Raw genomic sequence first — 14,004 nt, forward strand, 5'->3', positions numbered from 1 at the left:
AATATGTTAAGTTGAAACATTATTGTTATCTTACAGTAAGTTATTTTAGAGGGCGCAGCCCTCTTTTTGTTCATAGGAAGCAGGTATAAATGAAGGTAAAGCCTAAAAAAAAGTGGCCTCTTTATTTGGTGATAATTATTGTTGCCGCTGGTATCGCTGGGTTTCTCTTTAATGATAACGATCCAGAAGTTTTTCAGACCGTTGATGTCACTCGAGGCGATTTGGATAAGCAAGTTCTCGCTACAGGTAAACTCGATGCGGTACGTAAAGTTGATGTCGGAGCCCAAGTAAGTGGTCAGCTACAAACGTTATATGTTAAAGAAGGCGATTACGTCAAAAAAGGTGACTTACTTGCCGTTATTGACCCTAAAAAAGCCCAAAATGATGTGATTGAATCCGAAGCAACGACTCGCGAGTTAGAAGCTAACCTTTCCTTAGCTCAAGCTGAGTTGCGTTTGGCACAAGTCACGTACCAGCGTCATGTTAGCTTGGCAAAGTTACAAGCGGTCGCACAACAAGATTTAGACAAAGCAAAAACCGACGTTGAAGTAAAAAAAGCCCAAGTCGCGACTTATCAAGCGCAAATTAAACGTAACCAAGCCACTTTAGACACCGCGAAAACGAACCTAAAATACACGCAAATTACTGCACCAATGGACGGTATTGTTACTTTTATTAAAACATTACAAGGGCAAACAGTAATCGCAGCCCAAGAGGCACCAACCATTTTAACGCTTGCTGATTTGGATACTATGTTGGTGAAAGCTGAAGTCTCTGAAGCTGACGTAATTTACTTAGAGCCAGGGCAAGAGGCATCTTTTACGGTGCTTGGCGCACCAGATAAAAAATTTTCAGGCCAGCTAAAGGATATACTGCCGACACCTGAAAAAATCAATGATGCTATTTTCTATTATGCGCGGTTTGAAGTGCCTAACCCACAACATTTATTAAAATTACAAATGACGGCACAGGTCAAAATCGAATTAGACTCACGTAAGAACGTTTTGTTATTGCCTCTATCTGCATTGGGAGATCAAATTTCGCCACAAACTTATGAGGTAGATATTCTGCAAGGTGATAAAGCAGAGAAAAAACAAATTGAGATTGGTAGCCGTAATGATGTGTATGTGGAGGTCGTCAAGGGGTTAAATGATGGTGACAAAGTGATCATTGGGCACAGTGACACGGAGAACTAAAATGTCTGCGTTAATTGAGCTTCAAGGGATCACCCGCCGTTACGGTGAAGGTGAAAACCAAACTACAGTCTTGAAAAATGTTTCACTGAAAATTAATGCAGGTGAAATGGTTGCAATTATTGGGGCATCAGGGTCTGGTAAATCAACACTGATGAATATTATTGGTTGTTTAGATAAACCATCGTCAGGGGATTACATCGTTGACGGGCAAAATATTGCCACCTTAGATAACGACCAACTTGCTGAGCTTCGACGCGAACATTTTGGCTTTATTTTTCAACGTTATCACTTATTGAGTCATTTAAGTGCAGAGCAAAATGTTGAAGTCCCCGCTATATATGCGGGAGCAGGGAAGGCACAGCGCCGCGAACGGGCTGCACAATTATTACAACGCTTAGGGTTAGGTGAACGCATCAACTACCGTCCTAGTCAGCTTTCTGGTGGCCAGCAGCAACGAGTCAGTATTGCAAGGGCACTGATGAATGGTGGGCAAATCATTTTAGCTGATGAACCGACAGGCGCACTCGATAGCCATTCTGGCGAAGAGGTGATGAAAATCTTAAAAGACCTCTGCGCTCAGGGGCATACCGTAATTATTGTCACCCACGACCCAAAAATAGCTGAGCAAGCGGAGCGGGTTGTTGAGATTAAGGATGGTGAAATTCTTCGTGATTCGGGGGTGGTAGCAGCTGTTCGTACTAATTCGTTACCAAAAGCTGCTAGCCGTAAACTGTCTTTAAGTCAGGTATATGGTCGGTTTAGTGAAGCTTTATTGATGGCTTGGCGTGCAATGGTCGTCAATAAAATGCGTACTTTGCTGACAATGTTAGGGATCATCATTGGTATCGCTTCGGTGGTATCGATTATGGTTATTGGTGATGCAGCACAAGATATGGTTTTGAATGATATAAAATCAATTGGAACTAATACCATTTCAATTTATCCCGGGGAAGATTTTGGCAGTGATGATGCGCAAAATCGTCAGTCTTTAAAAGCCGCAGATATTGAAGCCTTAGCAAAACAACCTTATGTGTATGCGATTTCAGGAGAAATCAATAGTTCGACTCGCCTAAGAAAGGGAAATTTAGATGCGGCGGCACAGCTTTTAGGTGTTGGGCGCGGTTATTTTGATGTCTATGCGTCAAAGTTTTCAGAAGGCATGAATTTTACGCAAGATATGGTGGATAGGCGTGCGCAAGTTGTTGTGATTGATGCGAACACGAAACGACGATTTTTCCCTAAGCAAGAGCGTGTGGTGGGCGAAACTTTGTTAGTTGGTAATATGCCTGTTACCGTTATTGGGGTGCTTGAAGAGAAAAAATCAGCTTTTGGCTCAAGCAAGTCATTATCAATTTGGCTGCCAGATACCACAGTGAACAGTAAAATTATTAATCGCCCTTATTATGATAGTTTCACGGTTCGGGTAAAAGAGGGTTATGACGCTAAAACGGTAGAGCAACAATTAACTCGTTTACTGACATTGCGTCATGGTAAGCAAGATATATTTACTTTTAACCTTGATACTTTTGTTAAAGCAGCTGAAAAAACAACGAGAACAATGCAGTTATTCCTAACTTTAGTGGCTGTCATTTCACTCGTGGTCGGGGGGATCGGGGTGATGAATATCATGCTTGTTTCGGTGACGGAGCGAACTCGTGAAATAGGCATTCGTATGGCTGTGGGTGCAAGGACCAGTGATGTCATGCAGCAGTTTTTGATTGAGGCCATTTTAGTATGCTTAATGGGGGGGCTGCTAGGAATTGGATTGTCCTATGGCATCAGTTTATTGGCCCAAATGGCATTGCCCGGCTGGACTTTTTCCTTTGACCCTATGGCGCTAGTGAGTGCGTTTGCTTGTTCAACAGCGATCGGGGTTATTTTTGGCTTTCTACCCGCACGTAATGCCGCCCGATTAAATCCGATTGATGCATTAGCGAGGGAGTAATTAACCTATTAATATTTTCCTCTGTATTGGTTTATACAATACAGAGGAAATTGCTTTAGTGTTTTTTAAGGCGGTTTAATATCTGACCTTTCCAATCAATATAGATATCATTTTCCTTATAAGTAGGGTATTCATGCATTGAAGTTTTGCCTATTTAAGAATATATTTACATCATGTTACAGTTCCGTTTAATGGAACCGAGTTCCTCGATTAAATTCTGCTAATTAAATGCTCCAAATTTAACCTATTCATTTATCAATGAAATTTTTTCTCGCTATATGTATTCCCTCATTTATTTAAATATTTCATAATAAAAATATTGTCTGAAAAGATAAATTCTACTTGCGAATTGGTAGCGATCATGGATATTATTTGCTTGTAGAATAAATGAAACCTAGTTCCATATAATGGAACTTATAATAAAGCCAGTAAAAAACTAAGCAAAGACAACCACACAGCAGGTGCGAATATGGCGAATAAAGTAGGTGAAGATTATTCTTTGGCTCGGGTACCCCAAAGTGCTCGTAGACCATTCTATGAAGTGTTAATTCTACGAATTGGTGCACTAGCTTGTGTTTCACAAGTCATGTTAGGTGCGGCGCTCGGGTACGGGTTAACTTTTTGGCAGGCGTTTTGGGCAACCATGCTTGGCTCTGTAATTTTGCAGGTAGTCAGTTGGGGGCTTGGGGCGGCTGCATGTCGCGAAGGTATGTCGATTAGCCTACTCTCTAGGTGGGCGGGTTTTGGTAAGTTAGGTTCAGCTCTGATTGGTGGCGCAATTGCCATTTCTTTAATGGGTTGGTTTGGCGTACAAAATGGCTTCTTCGCGGATGGTATGTATAAAGCGACTAACGTGCTAACACCAGGGACTTGGTCACTTATTACAGGTATTGCGGTGACGGTTATTACAGTATATGGGTATCGATTTTTATCTATTACTGCAAATATCTCAACGCCGCTATTTTTATTCGCATTAGGTTGGGCGACGTATAATTTATTATCAGGTCAGGATATTGGTACTCTTATCAATGACACTGAACCCGCCGGGCCACTAATGACAATGCCAGCTGCAATCACGATGGTTGCTGGCGGTTTTATTATTGCAGCGGTGACAACACCAGACATCAGCCGCTTTATGAAAGCCCCTAAAGATGTGTTTTGGATGACGCTCATCGGCACTTTTTTTGGAGAGCTTCTGGTAAACATGATAGCGGTACTGATGGCACTTTCATTACGTACTAGCCAAGTGTTTGATTTAATGATGGCATTGACTGGCCTATTAGGTGCATCGATTGTTATTTTTTCAACAATAAAAATGAATGATATCAATCTATACTCATCATCTTTAGGTTTCTCAACACTACTCAATGCGATTTTTAATAAACGTTTTGACCGCCGTTATTTAACGTGGGTGATTGGTATTTTTGGGACCATCGCTTCAATGTTAGGGATTTTAGACAATTTTATTGGCTTCTTAATTTACCTTGGAATAGCAATCCCTCCTGTCGCAGGGATTATGGTTGTTGACTACTATATCTTAAAACGAGACCGCAAAGAGCTAGATACTACGCGTGCACAGGGCATATTGCCGCCTAGTTGCGAAGCGTATAACCCCATTACTTTAATTGTCTGGTTAATTGCCGTCATAGTCGGATGGGGAACATCAGAGTTAGGGCCATTTAATGCAGATTACGGTATTCCAGCACTTAACTCATTAGTTACGGGGGCTATAGCTTATTGGATTGCCATGAGCTGGCAGGCAAAAGCAAAAGGTGTTGAAGCTGTGCATTTTCGCCAAGTCTCTAATTTGGATAAGGATTAAGCAATGTCAGGTACAAAAGTTAAAGTTGCTTTGGCTCAGTTTAATTCTGAACTCGGTAATAAGCAGAATAATTTGCAGCGCATGGCGCTAATGTGCCAACAAGCTGCTGATTCAGGTGCGAAGCTGGTTTGTTTCCCTGAATTAGCAACAACAGGTTATCGTGGTGATTTATTAACTACAAAACTCTGGGACTTAAGTGATTCAGAGGGCAGCGAAACCTATAACCTATTTAGTGAACTTGCGACCCGCCTTAATATTACCATCGTTAGCGGTTTTGTTGAGCGTGGCGACTATTTAGGTGACATATATAACTCTGTGGGGGTTTGGAACCCAGGGTGTAAAGGGGTTAGCGGTATATTTCGCAAAGTCCATGCTTTTGGTTTAGAAAAACAGTGGTTTGGTCGTGGTGACAGCTTCCCTGTATTTGACACACCAATAGGGAAAATTGGCATCATGATCTGTTATGACATGGGGTTCCCTGAAGTCGCTCGTATTTTAACGCTACAAGGGGCCGAATTGTTATTAGCCCCCTCTGCATGGTGTGTACAAGATAAAGACGTTTGGGATATCAACAGCGCTTGTCGAGCACTGGAAAATGGTACCCACTTACTTGCTGTAAACCGTTGGGGCCATGAAGAAGACCTCCATTTATTTGGTGGAAGCAAGGTATTAGGCCCTCGTGGACAAGTTCTTTATGAAGCAACTCATGCAGGTGAAGAGCTATTAATTGGTGAAATTGATTTCTTAGACCAAGCGCATACACGCCTTAAAGTACCTTATCTAAGAGATAGAAAACCACAAAGTTACGGTGTATTAACCCAAGGTTTAGGGTCATGAGTATTTTATCTAGTGTCGTTGATGTTTATCAACTGTTCCTGCGTACAGGCGCTGAGCTAACAGTAACAACGTTGGTAAATGAATTAGGTATGCCAAAGAGCTCCGCATCACGCCTTTTAAAACAGATGGCAGAACTAGGGCTGTTAGAAAAGAAAAATAATGCGCCAATTTATCGGCCTGGCTTATTGATTATGGAATTAGCTCACCGAGCGAGGGGGATGAACCCTTTAATCGATATGATGCTTGAAGCGCTTGATGAGCTTGCTAAAGATAGCGGTTTTACCAGCTATGTATCCGCACTTGATGATGACATGGTGCGTGTTGTCCATGCGCGTTTTGGCAATAGTATGTTGCAAGTGGTTACCCAGCCGGGGACTCGTTTGCCTATTCTTGGTACTTCTACGGGGCGTGCGTTGTTATCTAGGCTACCGTTGAATGAAAGGTCAGAAATTATTAGTCGTGAGTCAAAAGATGAGCAAGAAAGGTTGATTCAACAAATGAACCTCATTGCTGAGCGTGGCTGGGAGTTCTCGATGAATGAATCTGTAGCTGGTGTTGCTTCTGTATCCAGTACCGTTTTTGACCCATCGCAAAATTCATTATATGCACTGTGTTTAAGTTTGCCTGAAATGCAGATGAACAAAGAGGTTATGGAGCAATTATCCACTAATCTTTGCCATAAGGCTGCTTATCTAGGTTGTATGGTTGGCGACCCTTACTGGCTACAAAAAAGTATCAAAAAGTAGTGAAATTATGTCATGTAGTAAAGTAGGTAGTAAAAGTAAGTAGTGAAAGTAAAGAGTAAATTATAAGCAGTTTATATCGTTAGTACTTTATTTTAAGTGCGTGAATAACGCCTTCATCAGGAAAAGGTGAGACCTCAGCAATAAGTGGTTTCACATGGGGTGAAATGGGGAAACCTAGCTTTATTGGGCTAGTTATCCCCAAAGTAGCCCTTCATTTTTATAAAAAATAATTAAAATTGAAGGAAATACAATGAGTCTAAAACAAACTCTTTGCGTTTACGATTTAATCGATAGCGCTAGTGTTAGGGGTGAAGACATTGTTGCATTATTCCAGGGTTTCCCACAAATTAATGTCACGTCTAAAACAGTCAAGGATCTTAAAGGTCAAAGTGATTTTGTCCGTATTCATATTCCTGGCGCACAAGGTAAATCACAAGGTAAAGGTGCTCCAACACTGGGGATTATCGGCCGCTTAGGTGGTATTGGTGCTAGGCCATCTCGAATTGGTGTTGTTTCTGATGCTGATGGTGCCATAGCTGCAGTTGCTGCAGGTCTTAAGTTAGCAGAAATGCATGAAAAGGGGGACAAACTGGCAGGGGATGTGATTATCACAACTCATATTTGCCCTAATGCCCCAACGCGGCCTCATACACCTGTTGATTTTATGGATTCTCCCCTTGAAGATGCGACGATGAATCAGCATGAAGCAATTCCTGAGGCGGATGCAATTTTGTCGGTAGATACGACAAAAGGGAATCGTTTACTGAACCACAAGGGGTATGCGTTATCCCCTACAGTAAAAAGTGGTTATATCCTGCCTGTGTCTGAAGATTTGATCCGCTTAATGGAGTGGAGTAGTGGGCAAAAGGCAGTCACGTTCCCGTTATCTATTCAAGACATAACGCCTTACGGCAATGGCCTTCATCATATTAATAGTATTTTACAACCTGCGGTGTCAACATCAGCTCCTGTTGTTGGTGTGGCCATTTGCTCAGATACCGTCGTACCGGGTTGCTCCACAGGGGCTAGCCATGAAGTTGATATTGCGGCGGCTGTAAAATTTATGATTGAAGTTGCAAAAGCGTTTACAGAAAACCAATGTAAGTTTTATGACGTTGAACAATATGCATTATTAACGTCATTGTATGGTGATATGTCCCATCTGCAAACAGCGGGTGGTTGTGCGGCTAAAAAACCATTATCTGATAGTTAAGTTATAAATAGCCACAGTTAATTATTGATGTCATCAATGATATTGAAATAATTAACTGTGCTCTATTGTACAAAGTGTTAAATTGTACAACATATTAATTTGATTCAGTATTATCAGGAAGAGTACTCTCAACTTCAATTGGAATAATCAGATCCGCATGATTACCTTTTGGCCCAATCGTTACGCTAAATTGCACTTTTTGACCTGCTTTTAAAGTCCGATAACCATCCATTTTAATGCAGGAATAATGAGCAAAAATATCTTCTCCGCCATCAGCCGGGCAAATAAAACCAAAGCCTTTTGCGTTATTGAACCACTTAACGATACCCGTCTCCATATTTTATCCTTTAGGTTTGCAAATAGTGTTTTACAGACATGTATAAAATACACACAACAACTAAGTATAAATACTCTGTTGATTGCTCGTAAAACATACTGTAGTAAATTGCCTTATAAGGTCAAGAGGCGAGTCTCAGTAATTATGGTAAAGTGTTAAGAATTCGATAAGCATTGACGGCTATTTTCTGTGATATTTGATATGGCTCACAGATTGCAAATCATAGAAGTGAGGGCGATTGCCATGCTACACTGTGGTTTATAGTACATATGATAAAAAATGACATACTAATCTAACCGTATAGTTTGATGGCATTATCAACTTGATTGGTGAAATCGTTGATAATAAAGACTATGCTAAAATTGAAATTTAACATTTAGTAAGACTGAGCAAGAAAGTAATGAGCGATTTTCTGGGCACATTTAAAACAGACGTCATTTTTAAAGATGAAGTAGAGCAAACCTTACAGCCACCATCGATGTATAAGGTATTATTAAATAATGACGATTATACTCCGATGGATTTTGTTGTCGAAGTGTTACAAAAATACTTTTCTTTTGATGAAGAACGCGCTACACAGATAATGTTAGATGTCCATATTCAAGGAAAGGGAGTTTGTGGAATTTTTACCGCAGAGGTTGCTGAAACAAAAGCGGCGCAAGTCAATACTTTTGCTCGTGAACATGAGTACCCTTTGCTTTGCACTATAGAGAAAGTTTGACTGGTTTAATATCAATTTTGGGAGGTGCTTATGCTCAATCAAGAACTGGAGCTTAGTTTAAATGTAGCTTTTACAAAAGCGAAAGATAGCCGCCATGAGTTTATGACAGTAGAGCACCTATTGCTGGCGTTATTGAGTAATATCTCTGCGCGCGAAGCTCTAGATGCTTGCAAGGTTGATCTTGTCGCGCTGCGCCAAGAACTGGAACACTTCATCGCGCAAACTACACCTTTGTTACCCGAAAATGATAACAGAGACACCCAACCTACTCTGAGTTTTCAACGTGTATTACAGCGAGCTGTTTTTCATGTGCAGTCATCTGGGCGCAACGAGGTCAGTGGTGCGAATGTCTTAGTCGCTATTTTTAGTGAACAAGAATCTCAAGCGGCATACTTATTGCGTAAGCATGATGTCAGTCGCTTAGATGTCGTCAATTATATCTCTCATGGCACAGTAAAAGGTGAGGGGCCTTCATCTGAACAAGATATTTCCCCGAGTAGTACTCCAAATGAAGAACAGCCGGTCTCAGAAGACCATATGGACAACTTCACGACTAACCTGAACCAGCAGGCTAAAAAAGGGAATATCGACCCACTGGTGGGACGGCAGGCAGAATTAGAGCGTACGATCCAAGTGCTATGTCGCCGCCGTAAAAATAACCCACTATTAGTCGGGGAGTCTGGCGTTGGTAAAACAGCAATCGCAGAGGGCTTAGCGTGGCGTATTGAGCAAGACGATGTCCCAGAAGTGATGAAAGGTTGCACTATTTATTCATTAGATATTGGCTCATTATTAGCGGGCACCAAATACCGCGGGGACTTTGAGAAACGCTTTAAAGCGCTGCTAAAAATGCTAGAAAAAGACCCGAAGAGTATTTTATTTATCGATGAAATACATACGATTATCGGTGCGGGTGCTGCATCCGGTGGCCAAGTTGACGCCGCTAATTTGATTAAGCCTTTGCTATCAGGTGGGCGTATTCGAGTCATTGGCTCAACGACATATCAAGAGTTTAGTAGTATTTTCGAGAAAGATAGGGCGTTAGCGCGTCGTTTTCAAAAAATTGATATTGTTGAACCTACACCAGAAGAAACTATTCGTATCATCACTGGGTTAAAGCCTAAGTATGAAGCGCATCATGATGTGCGTTATACCGCTAAAGCTATCCAAGCTGCTGTGGATTTATCTATTAAATACATCACAGACAGGCACCTACCAGATAAAGCAATTGATGTTATTGATGAAGCTGGAGCCCGTACGCGGCTTATTGCACCAAGTAAGCGTAAAAAAACCATTGGTGTACCTGAAATAGAAACCGTGGTGGCACGTATTGCACGTATCCCAGAAAAAACGGTTTCATCGAGTGATAAAGACAAACTGAAAACCCTTGATTCGCGTTTGAAAATGCTCGTATTTGGCCAAGACAATGCGATCAATGCATTATCGGAAGCCATTAAAATGAATCGAGCAGGTTTAGGGGTAGACAATAAACCTGTTGGCTCGTTTTTATTTGCAGGTCCAACTGGGGTTGGTAAAACAGAAGTCACCGTTCAGTTAGCTAAAGCACTAGATATCAAACTATTACGATTTGATATGTCTGAGTATATGGAGCGCCACACAGTTAGTCGTTTAATTGGTGCACCTCCGGGCTATGTCGGGTTTGACCAAGGCGGTTTACTGACTGATGCTGTTATTAAACATCCACATTCAGTGGTGTTATTGGATGAAATCGAAAAGGCACATCCTGATGTGTTTAATATTCTGCTGCAAGTAATGGATCACGGCACATTAACCGATAATAATGGCCGTAAGGCTGATTTTCGTAATGTAGTGGTGGTGATGACAACCAATGCTGGTGTGCAAGAAACACAACGTCGTTCCATTGGTTTTGCTGACCAAGACAACAGTACTGATGCGATGTCTGAGATTAAAAAAGTATTTTCTCCAGAGTTTCGTAATCGTCTAGATGGCATTATTTGGTTTAATTCGTTAACGCCTGAGATTATCACGCAAGTGGTTGATAAGTTTATTGTTGAATTACAAGTACAACTTGATGAGAAAGGGGTATCCATTGAGGTGAGCTCAGCGGCTCGTCGTTGGTTATGTGAAAAAGGTTATGATAAAGCAATGGGCGCCCGACCTATGGCGCGCGCAATTCAGGATAACCTGAAAAAACCATTAGCAAATGAATTGCTATTTGGTTCATTAACCAATGGCGGCTCTGTAAGTATCGGGCTTGATGAAAAAAGTAACACACTGACATACAGCTTCAGTAGCGTGCACAAGGCCTCTCCGGAGGATGCGGTATTCTGACGAAATAGACCACAGGTGTGTCATGCACCTGTGGTAATGTCAGGCCTTGCCTGAAGAGAATATCAACGGCTACGGAAAATGATTCGGCCTTTGCTCAGGTCATAAGGAGTTAACTCTACAGTTACCTTGTCGCCTGTCAGGATGCGGATATAGTTTTTACGCATTTTACCAGAAATATGAGCAGTCACTACGTGACCGTTTTCTAGTTCAACACGGAACATTGTGTTTGGCAGGGTATCTAAAACTGTGCCCTGCATTTCAATATTGTCTTCTTTGGCCATCTAATCCTCTAAGTCTAATAACCGTGATTTTTAACGGGCAAGATAATGCCCAAAAACCCGCACTAAGTAAAGAAGTGTCGCATTTTAACACGATCTTTATTTTTTCATGGGGAATAAAATTATTGTAAAAACCAATTTTCACTAATTAAAAATTGGCGGTATTTCAATCGATTGCGGTAACCAGCAGGCGGGGTCAATCGCTTTGTTACGCCACCGATAAAGAATATGTAAAAAATCCCTACGGGATATCTCTTTTGCGCCCATCGAGGCGGTATGGTGGTTAAGTACCTGACAATCAAAAAGCTGCCCATTATAGCGCAAAAAATGAAAATAGAATGTAATAAAAGCAAATTTGGATGCATCATTCATTCTACTGAACATAGATTCCCCACAAAATAGGTGACCCATGTTCACGCCGTAAAGCCCCCCAACAAGTTGTGAGCCATGCCAAGCCTCAACAGAATGCGCGATCCCTTCTTGATGCAAAGCCAGATAACCGGCTTGTACTTCAGGTAAAATCCACGTACCTTCGGGACGGACAGAACAAGCTTCAATAACTTGCTTGAAAGCAGTGTTAATCGTAATGCGATAAATCTGTTTTTTTAACACTTTTTTCATTGAACGACTAATATGTAAATCGCCCACCATTAGCACAGCTCTGGGGTCTGGTGACCACCATAAAGGCATCTCTCCAGGATTAAACCAAGGAAAGATACCATCATAATAAGCAGCTTGCAGCCTTTTTGATGAAAGATCTCCCCCAATGGCTAATAAACCATTCGGTTCCCGCATCGCTTCAGACACGGGAGGAAATAAATTGGAGTCATCATCTAATTGGTACATATGCGCCTCAAAGGGGTTGCTGTACCCAATGGCGCTGGCGGAATTGGTAATACCGACCTTGCATATCTAACAGCGCTTGATGGGTGCCTTGTTCGACGATTTTACCATCATCCATCACACATATGTTATCCATTTCTTCTAGACCTTGCATCCGATGAGTAATGACAATCAAGGTTTTATCTGCACACTTTTCTTTTAGCAGTGCTAAAATTTGTTGCTCAGTTTGTGCATCAAGCCCTTCTGTCGGTTCATCCATAAGGACCAATGGAGTATTGTGTAATAGTGCCCGAGCAATCCCTAAGCGGCGTTGTTCCCCTCCAGATAATTGGCGGCCACCATCGCCCATCCATGCATTGAGTTTTAATTCGTTTTCTAACAAATTACCTAACCCAACTTGGCGAAGCACTTCATTAAGTTCTGCATCAGTCGCTTGTTCTTTTGCTAATAATAAATTATTACGTAAAGTATCACTAAACACATGAACGCGCTGTGGTACTACGGACATCACGCTGCGCAAGGCTTGTTCACTAAACTCATTGATGGGATGACCATTGAGAGTAATGCTTCCACTGTCGACATCCCATGCGCGGGTAAGAAGCTGAAGCAAAGTAGATTTTCCACAGCCAGTCTTACCTAACAAGGCAAAATGTTGGCCTTTAGTCAAAGACAGGGAGACATTGTTCAGAACAGCAAAAGGCTGCTCTGGATAAGTAAACGAAATATTTTCAACCTCTAAGCTTTCTAGTGTTTCTATTGAATGGCTTTGGGTAGGGAAAGTCACTTCCGGTTTGGCTGTCATCAGTTGTGAAACTCGGGTGGCAGAAGCAATAACTTGGCCCATATGTTGGAAAGCAACAGCAACTGGGCCTAGCGCTTCAAAGGCTGCTAAGGCGCAGAAAACAAATAATGCGATTAATGCGCCAGGCTTTGTATCACCTCCTACATGCTCCGCAGCCATCCACAGCAATAATGTTGCGGTAATACCCGATGCAAACAAGATAACCGCTTGTGATAGCCCTGTAAGCGCAGCTTGTTGCTGTTGGCGAGCTTGCCAGCTATTTTCTATTCCCCACAAGGTTTGGCGAAAACGCGATGTTGCGCCAAATAATGTTAATTCCGCTTGCCCTTGTAGTGCAGACGTTAAAATAGTGCGGTAATTTCCACGTAATTCAGTCAGTTCTCGACCAATTGGTTTACCCGCATGATAAAAGGCTATTGGCATGGTAAATAATAAAAATAACATGACCCCTCCCAGTGTCCACGCAAGGCGAGGGTCAAGATAACTTAAGCCAAAAATCAGCACGAAAGTCACGAAAAATGCAGTGATAATTGGTGATAACACCCGTAAATAGAGGTGATCAAGTGTTTCTACATCGGCAACAAGGCGGTTAAGTAATTCACCTTGGCGAAAGCGGCTGATCCCACCTGGGGAGAGTGGAAGTACTTTACTAAATGCAAAAACACGTAGGTGAGCTAAAACTTTAAACGTCGCATCGTGACTAACTAGGCGTTCTCCATAGCGACCAGCAGTACGGAAAATAGCAGCGCCACGTACACCTGCGGCAGGTAACATATAATTAAAGTAGTACAGCCCAGGGAAACCGGCAATTGCGGTACCTGCTAAAAACCAACCAGAAAGAGTTAACAGCCCAATACTGGCAAGTAGGGTCACAATGGCTAAAATAATGCCTAAGGTGATCAAAAACCAATGACGGCGATAAAGGGCTAAGAAGGGTAATAAAACTTTCAT

12 protein-coding genes are annotated in these 14,004 nt (G+C 41.8%); 8 read left to right on the forward strand and 4 right to left on the reverse strand.

From position 1 onward, the window contains the following. Positions 1–89 precede the first annotated feature (89 nt). The 6 genes from macA to ACHB7C_RS09475 all read left to right on the forward strand — a co-directional run bounded on the left by macA (position 90) and on the right by ACHB7C_RS09475 (position 7,759). The gene (macA, locus tag ACHB7C_RS09450; RefSeq protein ID WP_042846520.1) at positions 90–1,196 is read left to right on the forward strand and encodes a macrolide transporter subunit MacA; all 1,107 of its coding nucleotides are present in this window, start codon (positions 90–92) and stop codon (positions 1,194–1,196) included. 1 nt (position 1,197) lies between these two features. Next, entirely contained in the window at positions 1,198–3,141 is a 1,944-nt protein-coding gene (macB, locus tag ACHB7C_RS09455) for a macrolide ABC transporter ATP-binding protein/permease MacB (protein WP_166686735.1), read from the forward strand. A gap of 469 nt (positions 3,142–3,610) precedes the next feature. Then, on the forward strand, positions 3,611–4,963 hold the full coding sequence (locus ACHB7C_RS09460) for a cytosine permease (protein WP_210786936.1): 1,353 nt from the start codon (positions 3,611–3,613) through the stop codon (positions 4,961–4,963). A 3-nt stretch (positions 4,964–4,966) separates the two neighbouring features. Continuing rightward, entirely contained in the window at positions 4,967–5,800 is an 834-nt protein-coding gene (locus ACHB7C_RS09465; protein WP_048606539.1) for a nitrilase-related carbon-nitrogen hydrolase, read from the forward strand. Beyond that, complete coding sequence (locus ACHB7C_RS09470) at positions 5,797–6,546, forward strand: IclR family transcriptional regulator (protein WP_042846516.1); 750 nt, start codon at positions 5,797–5,799, stop codon at positions 6,544–6,546. The genes ACHB7C_RS09465 and ACHB7C_RS09470 overlap by 4 nt, the downstream gene beginning before the upstream one ends. A 250-nt stretch (positions 6,547–6,796) precedes the next feature. Further along, a complete protein-coding gene (locus tag ACHB7C_RS09475; RefSeq protein WP_198861197.1) occupies positions 6,797–7,759 on the forward strand; it encodes a DUF1177 domain-containing protein in 963 nt (320 codons plus the stop codon). Positions 7,760–7,853: 94 nt separating this feature from the next. Here the strand turns inward: ACHB7C_RS09475 and cspD are convergent, their stop codons facing one another. Further along, positions 7,854–8,096, reverse strand: coding sequence for a cold shock domain-containing protein CspD (cspD, locus tag ACHB7C_RS09480; RefSeq protein WP_042846514.1), 243 nt, complete (start codon positions 8,094–8,096; stop codon positions 7,854–7,856). A 400-nt stretch (positions 8,097–8,496) separates the two neighbouring features. Between cspD and clpS the strand changes: the two genes are divergently transcribed. Then, positions 8,497–8,817, forward strand: a complete 321-nt coding sequence (gene clpS, locus ACHB7C_RS09485; protein ID WP_042846513.1) for an ATP-dependent Clp protease adapter ClpS — start codon at positions 8,497–8,499, stop codon at positions 8,815–8,817. Positions 8,818–8,847: 30 nt separating this feature from the next. After that, on the forward strand, positions 8,848–11,130 hold the full coding sequence (gene clpA, locus ACHB7C_RS09490) for an ATP-dependent Clp protease ATP-binding subunit ClpA (RefSeq protein ID WP_048606557.1): 2,283 nt from the start codon (positions 8,848–8,850) through the stop codon (positions 11,128–11,130). A gap of 62 nt (positions 11,131–11,192) precedes the next feature. Here clpA and infA read toward each other — a convergent pair whose 3' ends face one another. The 3 genes from infA to cydC all read right to left on the reverse strand — a co-directional run bounded on the left by infA (position 11,193) and on the right by cydC (position 14,004). Further along, the gene (infA, locus tag ACHB7C_RS09495) at positions 11,193–11,411 is read right to left on the reverse strand and encodes a translation initiation factor IF-1 (protein ID WP_004244560.1); all 219 of its coding nucleotides are present in this window, start codon (positions 11,409–11,411) and stop codon (positions 11,193–11,195) included. 141 nt (positions 11,412–11,552) lie between these two features. Then, positions 11,553–12,254 (reverse strand): leucyl/phenylalanyl-tRNA--protein transferase, encoded by a 702-nt coding sequence (aat, locus tag ACHB7C_RS09500; RefSeq protein ID WP_042846511.1) that lies wholly within the window; start codon positions 12,252–12,254, stop codon positions 11,553–11,555. Positions 12,255–12,261: 7 nt separating this feature from the next. Next, complete coding sequence (cydC, locus tag ACHB7C_RS09505; protein ID WP_042846510.1) at positions 12,262–14,004, reverse strand: cysteine/glutathione ABC transporter ATP-binding protein/permease CydC; 1,743 nt, start codon at positions 14,002–14,004, stop codon at positions 12,262–12,264.

Source organism: Providencia sp. 2024EL-00732, from assembly GCF_044006275.1.
Lineage (GTDB): Bacteria > Pseudomonadota > Gammaproteobacteria > Enterobacterales > Enterobacteriaceae > Providencia > Providencia huashanensis.